The sequence below is a fragment of the Paenibacillus sp. J2R1T-4 genome, assembly GCF_059692235.1.
Genome location: NZ_JCAUBA010000014.1, coordinates 150,956 through 165,043, shown reverse-complemented (window position 1 = coordinate 165,043; position 14,088 = coordinate 150,956). Strand labels below are relative to the sequence as shown.

General features: G+C 48.6%; 13 protein-coding genes and 1 pseudogene. 13 read left to right on the top strand and 1 reads right to left on the bottom strand.

Features of this window, described 5'->3' with window-relative positions:
- The first annotated feature begins 250 nt into the window (after positions 1-250).
- The gene (locus AC58QD_RS22155) at positions 251-640 is read left to right on the top strand and encodes a hypothetical protein (RefSeq protein WP_497337186.1); all 390 of its coding nucleotides are present in this window, start codon (positions 251-253) and stop codon (positions 638-640) included.
- 201 nt (positions 641-841) lie between these two features.
- Positions 842-3,025: a helix-turn-helix domain-containing protein gene (locus AC58QD_RS22150; protein ID WP_497337185.1), complete on the top strand. Its 2,184-nt coding sequence runs from the start codon at positions 842-844 to the stop codon at positions 3,023-3,025.
- Between the two features lie 232 nt (positions 3,026-3,257).
- On the opposite strand, the pseudogene AC58QD_RS22145 reads toward AC58QD_RS22150, so the two are convergent.
- Positions 3,258-3,452 (bottom strand): annotated as a pseudogene (locus AC58QD_RS22145) (class II aldolase/adducin family protein); the annotation flags it as partial.
- Between the two features lie 395 nt (positions 3,453-3,847).
- Here AC58QD_RS22145 and AC58QD_RS22140 point away from each other — a divergent pair.
- From AC58QD_RS22140 to AC58QD_RS22090, 11 genes are all read left to right on the top strand, one after another.
- Positions 3,848-5,377 (top strand): glycoside hydrolase family protein, encoded by a 1,530-nt coding sequence (locus AC58QD_RS22140; RefSeq protein WP_497337184.1) that lies wholly within the window; start codon positions 3,848-3,850, stop codon positions 5,375-5,377.
- Positions 5,370-6,098 (top strand): RraA family protein, encoded by a 729-nt coding sequence (locus AC58QD_RS22135; RefSeq protein WP_497337183.1) that lies wholly within the window; start codon positions 5,370-5,372, stop codon positions 6,096-6,098. The genes AC58QD_RS22140 and AC58QD_RS22135 overlap by 8 nt, the downstream gene beginning before the upstream one ends.
- Positions 6,053-6,544, top strand: coding sequence for a NanQ anomerase/TabA/YiaL family protein (locus AC58QD_RS22130; protein ID WP_497337182.1), 492 nt, complete (start codon positions 6,053-6,055; stop codon positions 6,542-6,544). Before AC58QD_RS22135 ends, AC58QD_RS22130 begins: the two co-directional genes overlap by 46 nt.
- A 239-nt stretch (positions 6,545-6,783) precedes the next feature.
- Positions 6,784-8,367, top strand: coding sequence for a type 2 periplasmic-binding domain-containing protein (locus tag AC58QD_RS22125; RefSeq protein WP_497337181.1), 1,584 nt, complete (start codon positions 6,784-6,786; stop codon positions 8,365-8,367).
- A 76-nt stretch (positions 8,368-8,443) separates the two neighbouring features.
- The gene (locus AC58QD_RS22120) at positions 8,444-9,355 is read left to right on the top strand and encodes an ABC transporter permease (protein ID WP_497337180.1); all 912 of its coding nucleotides are present in this window, start codon (positions 8,444-8,446) and stop codon (positions 9,353-9,355) included.
- 5 nt (positions 9,356-9,360) lie between these two features.
- Positions 9,361-10,227 carry a carbohydrate ABC transporter permease gene (locus AC58QD_RS22115; RefSeq protein ID WP_497337222.1) on the top strand — a complete coding sequence of 289 codons (867 nt, stop codon included), beginning with the start codon at positions 9,361-9,363 and terminating at the stop codon, positions 10,225-10,227.
- Between the two features lie 73 nt (positions 10,228-10,300).
- Positions 10,301-10,906, top strand: a complete 606-nt coding sequence (locus AC58QD_RS22110; RefSeq protein ID WP_497337179.1) for an SGNH/GDSL hydrolase family protein — start codon at positions 10,301-10,303, stop codon at positions 10,904-10,906.
- Positions 10,907-10,964: 58 nt separating this feature from the next.
- Positions 10,965-11,237: a YciI family protein gene (locus AC58QD_RS22105; protein WP_497337221.1), complete on the top strand. Its 273-nt coding sequence runs from the start codon at positions 10,965-10,967 to the stop codon at positions 11,235-11,237.
- A 38-nt stretch (positions 11,238-11,275) separates the two neighbouring features.
- Positions 11,276-12,157, top strand: a complete 882-nt coding sequence (locus AC58QD_RS22100; protein WP_497337178.1) for a 2-hydroxy-3-oxopropionate reductase — start codon at positions 11,276-11,278, stop codon at positions 12,155-12,157.
- Positions 12,158-12,237: 80 nt separating this feature from the next.
- Positions 12,238-13,038, top strand: a complete 801-nt coding sequence (locus AC58QD_RS22095; RefSeq protein ID WP_497337177.1) for an SDR family NAD(P)-dependent oxidoreductase — start codon at positions 12,238-12,240, stop codon at positions 13,036-13,038.
- Positions 13,032-13,982 carry an aldo/keto reductase gene (locus AC58QD_RS22090; protein ID WP_497337176.1) on the top strand — a complete coding sequence of 317 codons (951 nt, stop codon included), beginning with the start codon at positions 13,032-13,034 and terminating at the stop codon, positions 13,980-13,982. The genes AC58QD_RS22095 and AC58QD_RS22090 overlap by 7 nt, the downstream gene beginning before the upstream one ends.
- The last annotated feature ends 106 nt before the right edge of the window (positions 13,983-14,088 follow it).

The window sequence follows — 14,088 nt, the reverse complement described above, 5'->3', positions numbered from 1 at the left end:
CAAACATTTGATAACGGAATCCCTTGCACAGCAAGGTTTTTTTGGTTTTTGCTTTTGCTACTTGGCGGAACAGTCATAAAAATATGGAGGAAAACACGACGCCATTGTCCGGTGATATCGCTTACCGTTTGCCATGACCGGCGCTACGATTCCGATTGGCAGGCGCTTAAGCGGGTGGTCGATTCCGGTGAGCTGGGGGACATTTTGTTCTGGAAATTGGAGCACAAAGACGATACGAGGAGGAATGGCCTTGAGGATAGGAATTGACAGCTTTACGCTCCGGGAATTGAACCTGGATCCTTATCAGTGTCTCGATTATGCCAACAAACGTGGATTGGAAGGCGTGCAGTTTGGCGGCGTGGACGGGTTAAGCAGCAAGCGCGATGTGGGTGAACTCCTGCACTTAAGGGAATACGCCGATTTGCTCGGGATTTATATAAACGTTTCCGTAGGTACATGCAATCCCCATCTGTTACACCAATCGGAGGACGAAGCAAGAAGCGCAATCATCCGTGATACTCAACTCTTCGCCAAAGCCGTCTGGTATGAGCTGAGGAGCGTAATCAGCCACAATGACGAACGATACAAACACCCCGTTCCATGGAACACGCATTTATCGAGAAGTGCCGATTTCGTATGAAGTCTGAGATCGGTGCTGGAAGAATGCGAAAGTCGGATCAACGCCGGGCCAGCTTCGTTGAGTTGGCTTCGATTGAAGCTTTTTTACAACGTAGTTTCCAAAATTACTGTTGTCTTTCCTCCGTGATCACACCATAATTCAGGTATAGTAGAAGAATAAGCGATTGTTCTGGGGCCATGAAAAATGGGGGTGGTACAGACAATGAAAATCAGATTAAAAATGTATCACTACAAAATCATCATTATTCTATTAACCGTGGCGATTGTCCCTTTTTTGGTTGTAAGCATTTACAGCACGAACCTCTTTTTGCGATATTCGATCAATATGTTCAATTCCAAAAACGAATTTGAATTGATTCGGACGGGCGCTTTCATGGAAAAAACATTGCAGCAAAGTATGGAGGCGATCTTATCGGAGATGGCGGATCAGCAGTATACGAAAATGCAGTCTATTCTCGATAAAATGAATATCCACCAGAAGTTGACCAAAGTAACCTATAACAATAAGTATGTGGACCAAGCATTGCTGTTTAATGAAGATGAAGGCTATCTGATTGTCTCCAATTACGGCATCGTGAGCGACCTGCAAAATTCGCCGTACCGCTGGATCAACGACGATATTGTCAAGATGGCCAACTATCAGGTTAAAGTGACGGGAACAAAAAGTTTGGTTTCGGCAGGGCAAAAGAAATACATCGTGTCGCTCATTGCCAAACTGCCGATGCATGATACGCAAGCCTATCTTATTTTTAATGTCAATATGGAGGCTTTGTACCACGATTTTTTGCGGCAACTGAATATTAATAGCGACGTGTACAACTATTACTTGAAGGATGCATCGGACACCGTTATTTTTCATCAAGATTACGAGCAGCTCAGTTCTTCCGGAACGCAGGAGAAGGAGCCGCTTACACGAACGGGTCGACTCGTTGTGAACAGTTATAAATTACCGACAATGGGATGGAGTTTAGTTAGTGAAGTGGATACTTCTAATTTGTATCGTGATATATTCGAGGTAAGGAACAAAATTATTCTGGTGCTGCTAATCTCGCTGTTTATTATTCTGATCATGATTTTTTTAGGCACGAGACTGCTTTACAGGCCAGTCAAAATGGTTATCGCCAAAACGACGGCGCTTTTTACCGGCAAAATAGGCGAGAAACAAGGCGAATTTGAATTCCTCAGCTCTGCTTTCGAGGATGTAGTGAAAACCAATCGCCATTTAAAGCTCGAGACCGAACAATTAATGAAAAAGACATTGGTGTACAATTTAATCAAAGATCGATTTATTCTGAACACAGAAGATATCGATCATTATTTGCACGGCTATCGTACGGATCTGGTGGTGGTATATTTTACGATAAACGACCAAACGGAATGGTCCATGAATAATCCGCATCTGATCTGCCAAGTGGAAAATGACCTTGGTACCTCATTCGATATCGATTTATTCATCGAATCCGAGCGGGAATTTATCGTTTTGTTCCGTCTGCGGCGAGGCGACCTGAATGCATTTATTACTGAACTGTTATCCACGCTGGATGATCTCATCACAAAAAGTTTGACGATTAGCATCGGCGGTATTCATCCGTTGGACAAAATCAATAACTCCTTTACTGAGGCTTTATACGCTTATAATATGGGACGAATCTACTCCGGGCATACGAATATATATTGCTACAACAAACTGCCGATCGATTACCAGAACAAACAAATGTCGGATCCCGCTTTCGAGGAGTTGGAGCTGGCCGTCAGGCAGCATAATGAAAAGGCGTATTGCGATTTGTTGCATATGATGTTTTCGGAAAACAGAAGTGTGATGGAGTACAATTATAATTTGTATATGAACATTTCTTTGCTAATCCGGCTTTACGACCATGAAAGCGTGAAGTTTTTGCGTGAAATGAACGAGTTGATCACCGACAAGGGAATTATGAATGCGGTCTACGTCAAACAGTTCTTAATCAGCAAATTTAAAGGCTACATTACCGATTACCGCAAAGATTTCAACGACTACGTGCAGAAGGTGAAAGCGTACATTGCGGAACATTATGCAGCCAATTTTTCGATGGATGATCTTGCGGAGCACGTTGGAGTGACGCGACAGTATATTAGCCAATTGTTTAAAAAGCAATACAACACGACGTTGATTGATTATGTGACCCAATATCGCGTCGAACAAGCGAAGGAACTGCTTGCCAATACGTCGATGAAGGTTTCCGATGTTGGAAGCAAGGCGGGATTTAACAGCAAAAGTTATTTCACCAAAGTGTTCAAGCTGAATACGGGTATTACACCGTCGGAATATCGAGAGTTGGCCTGGAACCGCATTCACAATAAAGGTAGTCGCATCGCCTTGAACAACGAAGAAGAATTGGCTAGATAGCCGCTGCATCAAGATGGTCTTAATTGCTTGAATGTATCGTATGCCTGCTTCCATTGTTCCGTCCAGCCTTAAAGTTTGGATTGAAAAAATGGGTCGTGGTCGCAATCGTAAATTCGCAAGATTGGATCCCGTCAAAAAATAGATGAGCAGATCGGGTGTAAGCAGCAGTGTTGACGCGGCCTCCAATTTCGGGGAGGCCGCTTTTTTCATTCTCCTTGCCGACGTATCCTAACATTTGTTGCAGCAGCTTTATTCGAAAAGCTTCGCTTTCAAGCGACGCTATTTCCTCGAATGCCTCGTTCGTCAGCACTTTTGGCTCCCGGACCGCTCAGGCGATCAGTCAAATTTTGGAGCTTTCCTCCACAACCTCTTCCCGATCATACGCTTCTCGCAAATTGCGGCCGGTCGTGATAAGGCCTCCATTTCCGGGTTAATTGCAACTTTATCACAGAGACCGTGCAATCATACAAAAAGAAAAACTGTTGTAATAACGGAAATAATAGCTTCCATCCTGCTTTTTTACAATCATCTTGACAATTGTTTGATTGAACGGCCCGAATGTTTTCCCTATGCTGAGAGCGTAAAACCACAATTTCACGAAGGGTGGTTGTCATGAAACCAATGGATTATGGCTGATTATGGCGTGTCGTTTATTACTGGGAAATGGTCGGAAAATCAAGTTCGTCTGTGGGTCGAATCGCGTATGCGCTTCATAAACGAAAAAACAGGGAAAGTCGAAGACTATTATCAATGCGGTGCTTGTAAAAGCGAAGCTACAATCGATATTGCCGCAAAATGAAAACTTAAAAGGGAGAAGTGGAAATGGATAAGATGATCGTTAAAGAAGGAGTTACCGTATTGTTTCTTGATATGCGGGAGATTGAGACGGCTTCAAACGCCAAGCTTACGGTGAATCCAGCGAAGAAGTGCAAAGCGAACCCGGTACTGCCTTTAGGCGATTACAGCGAATGGGACGGATGGCGAGCTGCCGATTGGGCTGGCTCCGTGATCTACGATCAAGACGAAAAGTTGTTCAAAATGTGGTATTACGGACAGGCGGGACCGTATGGAGAAACGTCTACAGGTTATGCCACCAGCAAAGACGGGATTTGGTGGGACAAACCGAACCTTAACATTTTTCCGGCCAACAGCAAGCGCAACAATATCGTGTTCAGTCATTACGATCCTTCGGGATTGCGATTTTCCGAGCATTTCTGCGTGACGAAGGATTATGCCGAGAAGGATGAACGTAAACGATACAAGGCCTTGACGAGGGTGCTAACAAACGAACCGATAGACGGCAAAACCCCGCGCAGCTTTCAATGGGCGTCCAATGTCGTCTATTCGCCCGACGGCATCCATTGGACGACAAGTCCGCATACGGTAGACGGGTGTGTGGACATGGCCAATATTATGATCGATGAAAGCGATCCTGGAAAGCGATTTAAAATTTACGGGTGTTTCGGAACTCCGACACGATGGTCACATACGATCATGGCCTATGGACCGGACATGGAAAATCTTCAAATGCAGTCCGAAGATCCGCTGATGCCTCCGGAAGAAGAAGCTACGGTTCACCTGTTAAGCGGGTTACAATACAAAGGGTATTATTTAGCGTTATACAACTACAGCCTATGGGCGGATTATTACGGGCATACGGGTAATGAAGACGCGGTCCAGGCCAGGAGTAGGGATAACCGCGGTCCGCGGGACTTAAGGCCGGGGGAAGGATGGGGAGCTTTCAAAGCGAACACGAGACTTGCGGTAAGTAGAAATGGCATCAGTGATTTCGTCAAAGTAAACCCTAGCGAAGCGATTATCGACAGGGGAGACAAAGGCGAATGGGACGATGCTTTTATCGTTACCTCAAATCCTGTGGTGAAGGACGATGAAATATACGTCTTTTATACCGGACACGGCGAACCGTCAGCCAACGGTCCTCAACGCTTCGATGTGTCACCCGTTAGAAGCGGACTCGCCAAGATCGAACGAGGAAGATTGACTTATCTCTCAAGCGAAGACCGGCTTTCTACGGCTGTCGTTACGACAATTCCAATGGAATTGGAGCAGTCCGGCCACCTCGAGTTGAGAGTTAATGCGGGAGAGTTGATCCCTTATCGCGATTGGATCGAGGTGGAAGTGATTGATCCAGCGACGAACGAGCCGGTAAGCGGGTTCACCAGGAGAGACTGTGAGGATATTTATTTGGACGGTTTCGATATTGTCGTCACCTGGAACGGTTCAAGCTCCTTGGCCATGAAGGATACAAACCGAATCAAGCTTCGTTTTTTCCTGCATGGCAAGGCAAGATTGTATTCCTTTGCGTTTGAAAGAGGAAAGGAAAATGCCTGATATGGATTTGGCGACAAAGAAACGTTTAATCGAGCAATTGACGGATTGCGCCACTGCGCTGGTATGCAATGCTGAAGATTTGCTCTGCATCGAAGTGCCGTATATGGACCAGACCATCAAATGTCTTTCTCCCGGTCTTCCCCCCTTGGTGGGGGAAGCGGTGACCATCAAGCTTGACAGCTCGACGCCGGGCAATAAGGCGGATGCCGAGCCATACTTCAACATGTTGGACGCTATGAGCAAAAAGGATATCCCGCAAGTGGTCGTCATCCAGACGGTAGGTATCGATAAGTCGAGAGAATGTGCGGCAGGCGACGGCATGGCCAAAACGATGATATCGGCCGGCGCCGTAGGCCTCGTGACAGACGGAGGAATAAGGGACATGAAAGATATTTTGAACCAAGGATTCAAAATATTCGGCATGGGGCACGTTGTTCACCATGCCCCCTACGTTTGGAGCGGGCTCTACGAACCCGTGCAAATAGGCGGGATTACGGTCAGGACCGGCGATATTATCCACGGCGATATCGACGGCATGATGGTGGTGCCGGAGAAGAGCTGGGAAACGATCGTTGAAGCGTGCTGCGTTACGGTGGATTTTGAGAAAAAAGCTCATTTGGTGCTGCGGCAAAGCGGGTTGTCCATCCCGGATAAGCGGGACAAGGTGCAGCAATTATGGCGAGAAGCAGTAGAAGCCGTGAAGAGGAGTGGGAACGAATGATTATCGACCGCATCGAAAATGCTTCGCTTTATTACGGTATGCATACATCGATTAAAAAGGCGCTTGAATATTTGAAGCAGACGGATTTCTCTACAATGGAGCCGGGCAATTACGATTTGGACGGTGAAAATATGTATGTCATGGTGCAACATTACTTGAATCGCCCCATCGAGAAAGGGATCTGGGAAGCGCATCAAAAATACATCGACCTCCACTATGTGTATGAAGGAAATGAACAAATGGGCTATGCGTGCGTCAGCCAATTATCCCTGATCAAGGAATATGATGAGAAAGAAGATTATTCATTTTATGCGGGAGAGGGGAGCTGGAATGTTTTCCACGAGGGAACATTCGTCATTTATGGTCTCCAGGATGCTCATATTCCGGCAATAGCGATCAACGAACCCCGACCCGTAAAAAAAGTGATCGTGAAAATAAAAGCATAACGCCGTTTCTGTGCAAACTTCATTTATACAACGGTTCTGACAAATGTGTGATTGATTGATACGGAATCTTCCCCTCATGATAAGTGTAGACACAAGCAACCTCTACTTCGAAAAAAGGAAGCTTATACAAAGAAGGGGGACGAGAAGCAAATAGCAAGTTCTCATGGATGGGCGTTGCAATATGCAGGTAGCGTAAATGGGTGGCAAAGATGGAAAAAAATGAACCGGGAGGAACGCTTATGAATCATGTGTGGAAGAAGAGCTTGATCGTAACCGTCTTATGCCTGTTGTTGTCGACGGCAGCGGCTTGCACAACGACCGAAACTGCTGAACCGAAATCGAGCAAGCCGGCCGAAGGGACCAAAACCGGAAACCAGGAAGCACCGGTAAAAATCGTCTCAATTAGCGCCTATCCCCAGTATGTGAAGAATAATGCAACGGAGAAACACGTGCACGACATCATTCAGGAAAAAACTGGCGTAGACGTCCAGAGGGTTTTCAGCACAATTGAAGGCCGAGCCGCCTATAACACAAAAGTAAATTTAATGCTGTCTTCGGGAGAACAATTGGATATTATTCCTTTCGAAACTATCGATGACGCGGTCCAGTTGTACAAAAACGGGGCGATTATTCCGATTAACGATCTCCTTGATAAATATGGACCGAACCTGAAAAAAAATATCCCTCCGCAAGCGTGGGCGGAAGTTACTGTCGGCGGTAAAATTATCGGCATTCCGAGCGCCTATCAAAACTCCGCTCCGTATATCATGCAGATTCGAACGGACTGGTTGAAAAATGTCAACCTGCCGATACCTGCCACGCTCGAGGACTTCGAGAAGGTGATGGATGCTTTCCTCAACAACGATCCGGATCGTAACGGGAAGAAAGATACGTACCCGCTTAATGCCGGCTCGGGGGCAATCCCTCTGAAAGAGTTGGAATTGGGCTTTGCTCCCTACTTCCTACCGCAAGCGATGGAATGGTGGCAGGACGACCAAGGGAAGCTGCTGCCGCCAGAAATGCATCCCGGCTACAAGGCGATGCTGGCCAAATTGGTCGAATGGAATAAAAAGGGCTATATTTGGCCGGATATGCTGTTGTCAACGGGCTCCAAGCGACTCGAAGCGATTGCGCAAAACAAGATTGGCACCGTGTCCGGATGGTGGACTTCACCCGTCTATGGCGGAACGGAAATTTTGGTGAAGACGATCCCGGATGCCAATTACGAACCGTTCCTCCTGCAAGGGGGACCCGGCGTCAATAAGCTGCAAACCGTTCCCGGCGCCCAACAAGTCACCGTGGTCACGAAGCAAAGCAAAAATCCGGAGGCAGCCATGAAGTTCCTCGATTTCCATGCGGCGAGGGAAGGGTATGATATGGCCTACTACGGATTGGAAGGGGAATCCTATAAGAAAATGCCGGACGGCACGCTGGAATTTATCGGCGGCGATAAATACGACCAGGGGAAAGCCAATTATTATGTGCTGTATTGGATGTACTATATGGATTGGAAGGATGGCGGCTTCTCACCGTGGGCGACATCATCCTGGCTTAACGTAGCATTCAATTCACTTCTGAAAAAAGTAAACAACTTGCCACGTTTCGACTATACGGACAAAGGGGTCATCTATCAAAAGACGGAATGGAAGTCCTTTGCGAAGCTGAACGATATGGAAACTTACTTGACGGAGCAAAAGACGAAAGTGTTTACAGGCGAAACGCCGTTAAGCGATTGGGATACCATCATGCAAAAATGGCAGGAGATCGGCGGCAGACAAATGATCGAAGATAAAAATGCCCAGTTTAAAGCGGCAAAAAAATAACGTCTGTCCTAACTGTGTCCCCCGTCATGCCAGTTGTGACCGGGGGACGGTTTCACAAGTCAAGAGGAGGTTCATTGTGATTATTCATAATGTAAGGAAATATAAGTTCCTTTATTTGCTTATTATGCCGGGCCTGCTCTACTTTATCGTTTTTTATTACATTCCGATGTACGGCGTCGTTATTGCCTTTCAGGACTTCAAACCGTACGGCGGCATAAGAACGATGATTTACGATCCTGTATGGGTCGGATTCAAACATTTCGAAGACTTTTTCAATTCTTACTACTTTGGCCGATTGCTCAAAAATACGCTGCTGATCAGCAGCTACAAACTGTTGTTCGGTTTTCCCGCTCCCATTGTGCTCGCTTTGATGCTGAATGAAGTCATTCGCGCGAAGTTCAAAAAAATCGTCCAGACCATTTCCTATTTGCCTCATTTTCTGTCATGGGTCATCATCTCCGGTATGGTCATGTCTTTGCTGTCGCGAACAGCGGGTCCGATTAATACGATCATTACCGCTTTCGGAGGCAAGCCGATCGCGTTTATGGGGGAGCCTGAGTACTTTCGCAGCATACTGGTAACCAGCGATATATGGGCAACCGTCGGGTGGGGTAGCATCGTTTATCTTGCGGCTCTCGCCGGCATTAATCCCGCCTTATACGAAAGTGCCAAAATAGATGGTGCCAACCGGTTCCGGCAAATCGTGCATATCAGTTTGCCCGGCATATCCAATATCATTTCCATCCTGTTCGTGCTCTCCATAGGCGGTATTCTAAACGCAGGGTTCGAACAAGTACTTCTGTTGTATTCGGAAAGTGTATATAGTGTCGGAGACATTATTGATACGTATGTATATCGGGAAGGGTTGCTGAGGAACAATTTCTCCTATGCTGCAGCCATCAGCATGTTCAAAAATGTTATTGGCCTGCTGTTCTTACTGATAGCCAATTACGTTGTGAAACGATTAGGGCGAGAAGGGATTTGGTGAGCAAGATGAAATTCAGCTGGTTCGGCTCAATCAACGCGACACTGCTTACGATCATGTCGCTGTTTTTTGTCGTCCCCTTTATCGTATTGATCAATCAATCGTTTATGTCCAATGATGCGCTTCTAAAATATGGGTATACCTTATTCCCTCGAGAGTTTGTACTCTATGCCTACAAATATTTGCTGGTAGAGAATACTTTTATTTATCGAGCTTTTGCCGTCAGCGTATTGGTCACTTGTGTCGGAACGTTACTCTGTCTTTTGTTCACGTCCAGTCTGGCTTATGCGTTATCGAAGAAGTTTTTGCCTTACCGTAGCGGCCTTACTTTGATCGTTCTAACGACAATGTTTTTCAGCGGCGGCTTGATTCCCACCTATTTGCTGGTCGTCAATTTGGGACTGAAAAATTCGCTTTGGGCCCTTATACTGCCTGCTTTAATCAGCCCCTGGTACATGTTTCTGATGCGAAACTTCTTTATGGAAATTCCCCAGGAAGTGGAGGAATCCGCTCAAATCGATGGGGCCAATGAGATCGGTATTTTGATCCGAATCGTTCTGCCGATGTCGCTTCCTTCGATCGCAACGATCGGCTTGTTTTATGCGGTCGGGCATTGGAACAGTTGGTTTCCCGCCTCGATTTATATAAATGCGCAGGAGAAATGGCCCATGCAGTTGATTCTCCGGGGCATTATTTCCAACCTCGATATGGCCGGTGGTGATATGGGGCAGAGGGTCGAATGGATGAGAAATATGCCGAAGGAGAGTGTGAAAGCGGCGGCGATTTTAATTACGGCGCTGCCTATTATTTGCGTCTATCCGTTTATTCAAAAGTATTTTGTCAAAGGCATGCTGGTCGGTTCGATAAAGGGATGAATGTCCGTTTAGCTTGGCTTGCTCCGATCTTAACACGTATTCTTGGATGAAATGAGGCTCGAGGCGAACGACGATGAAAAGGCTATTTGTGCTTGGAGACAGCATATCGATCTATTATGGCCCTTATTTGAAACAGATGCTGCACAACCAATATCATTATTGCCGCAAAGGGGACGATGAAGGACACTCGCCGTCCGACCTGATCGACAATCACTTTCTGGTCAACGGAGGAAATAGCAGCAGAGTACGGGACTATTTACAGGAGCGGCGCGTCAAGCAAGGTTGGGATTTTGACGTTCTGCTGCTGAATTGCGGATTGCACGATATAGCAACGGTCGCAGGCGTAAAGCAAGTATCACTCGAACAGTATCAAGATAATTTGAGTCAAATCGTCCAACAGCTGTTGAATACCACGATCCAAGTTTACTGGGTGCGAACAACCCCGGTTTTGGAATCGATGGCCAATATGCCGGATCAAGGATTCGCAAGATATAACATCGATGTCGCTCGATATAATCAAACAGCCGATGCAGTCATGACGTCCTTCGGTATACGAATAGCCGATCTTCACGGCTTTACCGTTTCCCTGGGAGAAGAAGCCTTCCGGGATGGCGCCCACTTCTCAGACAGAGCGTGTGAACTTCAGGCCGCTTTTCTGGCTGGGATATTGCAAAATTAACGGCTTATCTCAGAGAGTTGTTCCTAGGGTACTGATGAAGGAGGAATATGTTATGGCCATAAAATATTTTGCCGTTCTGTTGCCGATGCTGGATCCTGAAAAAAGCCGCGTTTACCGGGAACAGCATTTGGCTTTTTTGGCCGAGCGCAGGGCGGAAGGGAAATTGTTCGCGAATGGCCGGTTTATCGATGGCTGGGGAGGACTGGTCGTTTACAGAGCCGAATCCCTGGATGAAGTAACGCGACTGGTGCAAGCAGATCCTTACATCGTGCAGGGAGCAAGAACGTACGATATTCATGAGTGGGAGCTTGTAAAAGGGAAGTTGGAATAAATGAGATAGGGGTAAGACTTGTTAAGGAGTTGACCGTTATGATGAATATTGGATTTATCGGGTTAGGGATTATGGGCAAGCCTATGGCAACTAACCTGATACGCGCCGGTTATAATTTATGTGTCTATAATCGCAGTAAATCGCCTGTTGAGGAATTGGTTCGTCTCGGCGCTTCTTCAGCGCAGCATGCAAAAGAAGTAGCACAGGCATCGGATATTGTCATTACTATGCTTCCGGATTCCCCGCAGGTCGAAGAAGTTGTGTTTGGCACAAACGGTTTGTCGGAAGGATTAACTCCCGGCAAAATTTATCTCGATATGAGTTCCATTGATCCCATGACAGCCAAGAAAGCAGCAGCCGCTTTACGTGAGAAAGGCGTAGTGATGTTGGATTCGCCTGTGAGCGGAGGGGAAATAGGCGCGATTGAAGCCAAATTGTCCATCTTTGTCGGCGGGCCGCAGGAAATCTTCGATCGGATGAGACCGCTCTTGGAGAAAATGGGGACGACAGTCACAAGGGTTGGGAATGTTGGAGCAGGCAATGCCTTAAAGCTGATTAACCAGATTATTGTCGCCATTAATATGGCAGCGATTTCAGAGGGACTCGCATTTGGACAAAAAGCCGGAATTGACCCCATTGCAGCTTATGAAGCGATCCGCGGCGGTTTGGCGGGAAGCAGGGTGCTGGAAACGAAAATATCAAATATAAGTCATCACCATTTCACTCCCGGATTTCGGATCCAACTACACGAGAAAGATTTGAAAAATGCATTATCCATGGGTAAAGAGGTGGGCGCCTCTTTGGAGTTTACGCAACGGGTTTTGGAAATATTTTCTTATTTAACTAAATCGGGCTGCTCTTCGGAGGATCATAGCGCGCTTATTAAATGGTTTGACGGTAGCATTCATCCAGGGTGCTAGGATAAGCCATTATTTAATCATAGCAAACGGATTTCATTCCGTTTTGTGCCTCGAGCGAAGCGAAAGGAATGGGTATAACGATGAACGTCATGGAGATGTTCCGATTGACAGGGAAGGTAGCGGTCGTGACCGGGGGGTCCGGGCTCTATGGCGCGCATATCTCCGAAGCGCTGTGCGAGGCGGGCGCCACCGTGCTGATCGCTTCACGGAACGTAGAGCGGTGCGAGGAAGCGGCGGAAGCGCTGCGGTCGAGGGGCTATCGGGCGCATGGGATGCAGCTCGATCTAGGCGATGAATCAAGCATCGAGGCGTTCGTCCGGGAGGCCGAGGCGTCGCACGGGGGCATCGACATCCTGGTGAACAACTCGGTTTCGCGCACCGGACTGAACGACATTGAGAAGACGACGGCCGAAGGCTGGCTGGCGGCGCAGCAGGTGAACGGACTCGGGCTGATGCTGATGTCGAAGGCGGTGGTCGGCCGGATGAGGGAGCGAGGCGGCGGCAACATCATCAACATCGCCTCCATTCAGGGGATCCTCGGGCCGCATTTTCCCGTTTACGGAGAGACCGGGATGACAAGCGGCATCGAGTATACGTATGCGAAGTGGGGCATGGTCGGGATGACCAAGTGGCTCGCCAACTATTACGGAAAACACAACATTCGCGTCAACTGCATCAGCCCGGGCGGATACAATCCGGTGGGCACTTCGCGGGAGATCAAGGCGGATGAATTTCTGCGTAACTACATCGAGCGCACGCCGCTCGGCCGCATGGCTGTCGACGCCGACATCAAGGGTGCGATCGTCTATTTGGCGTCGGAGGCGTCCAAGTATGTGACCGGCCACAACCTCGTGCTGGACGGGGGGTGGAGCAATTGGTAACCGAGTCGATCCCCTACAGCGACTTCCGGGGCATGAAGCTGTCCAAGCTCATGCTGGGCACGGCGCAGCTCGGCATGTCGGGCTATGGCGTCGCGAACCGCCAGTCGCACGTCGATGACCGCGCGCTGTTGGACCGGTGCCGTCATCACGGCGTCAACTGCTACGATACGGCGCTGGAGTATGGCGACGCCGAGCCGAAGCTCGGCCGGTATTTCGAGGAACGGGGCGAGCGGCCGTTCCTCGTGTCCAAGCTGAAGACGGCGCTGGATCTAACCAGTGATGCCTCGTTGGAGGCGGAGGTGCGGCAAAAGGTCGAGACGATCCTGACCCGGCTCCGGATCTCTCGACTGCCCGCACTCATGATTCACGAGCCGCAGGTGCTGACCGTATACGGCAGCCGGCTGACGGGGATCGTCCGTCGGCTGCGGCAGGAAGGGCTGATCGAGCGAGCCGGACTGTCGCTGGGCGCTTCGCCCGATCGGCAGTATGCGGATTGCAAGACGTGGCTCGCGGACGACGTCTATGAGCTGATCCAGCTGCCGATGAACGTCTGGGACCGCCGCGTGATCGCCTGCGGGGCGCTGGAGCGGTTCCGCGAGCAGGAGAAGCTCGTCGTCGTGCGGAGCGTGTTCCTGCAAGGATTGTTCTTCCACAGCGGGGAGTCGCTGCCGGCCGTTCTGCGCGAAGCGGCCCCGCCGGCGCTGGCCCGGCTGAGGGCGTTCGCGGAGGAGGAGGGGCTGTCCGTCGCCCAGCTCGCCTTGTCCTACATCCGCGATCTGGAGGGGGTTCATTCGCTGGTCATCGGCGCGGAAACGCCGGAGCAGATCGACGACAACGTGCGGCTGCTGCAAGGTCCGGCGCTGTCGGAGCGGACGCGCGCTCGCGTGGAGCAAGCTTTTCGGGACGTACCTGAGGTGCTCATTACCCCGATGCTGTGGAAATAAAAGCAAATGCCTAGCAAGACGTGTCAGTTTAAACGATATCTGCAGAGCGCCAGACACAGAGCTTGTCTGGCGCTTCTCATGTAAAAGACTGAACCAGTTCACAATT

Excerpts from the sequence above, each read along its gene's own strand:
- AC58QD_RS22150 (WP_497337185.1), top strand. The coding sequence starts at position 842 with ATGAAAATCAGATTAAAAATGTATCACTACAAAATCATCATTATTCTA.
- AC58QD_RS22140 (WP_497337184.1), top strand. The coding sequence starts at position 3,848 with ATGGATAAGATGATCGTTAAAGAAGGAGTTACCGTATTGTTTCTTGAT.
- AC58QD_RS22135 (WP_497337183.1), top strand. The coding sequence starts at position 5,370 with ATGCCTGATATGGATTTGGCGACAAAGAAACGTTTAATCGAGCAATTG.
- AC58QD_RS22130 (WP_497337182.1), top strand. The coding sequence starts at position 6,053 with ATGGCGAGAAGCAGTAGAAGCCGTGAAGAGGAGTGGGAACGAATGATT.
- AC58QD_RS22125 (WP_497337181.1), top strand. The coding sequence starts at position 6,784 with ATGAATCATGTGTGGAAGAAGAGCTTGATCGTAACCGTCTTATGCCTG.
- AC58QD_RS22115 (WP_497337222.1), top strand. The coding sequence starts at position 9,361 with ATGAAATTCAGCTGGTTCGGCTCAATCAACGCGACACTGCTTACGATC.
- AC58QD_RS22110 (WP_497337179.1), top strand. The coding sequence starts at position 10,301 with ATGAAAAGGCTATTTGTGCTTGGAGACAGCATATCGATCTATTATGGC.
- AC58QD_RS22100 (WP_497337178.1), top strand. The coding sequence starts at position 11,276 with ATGATGAATATTGGATTTATCGGGTTAGGGATTATGGGCAAGCCTATG.
- AC58QD_RS22095 (WP_497337177.1), top strand. The coding sequence starts at position 12,238 with ATGAACGTCATGGAGATGTTCCGATTGACAGGGAAGGTAGCGGTCGTG.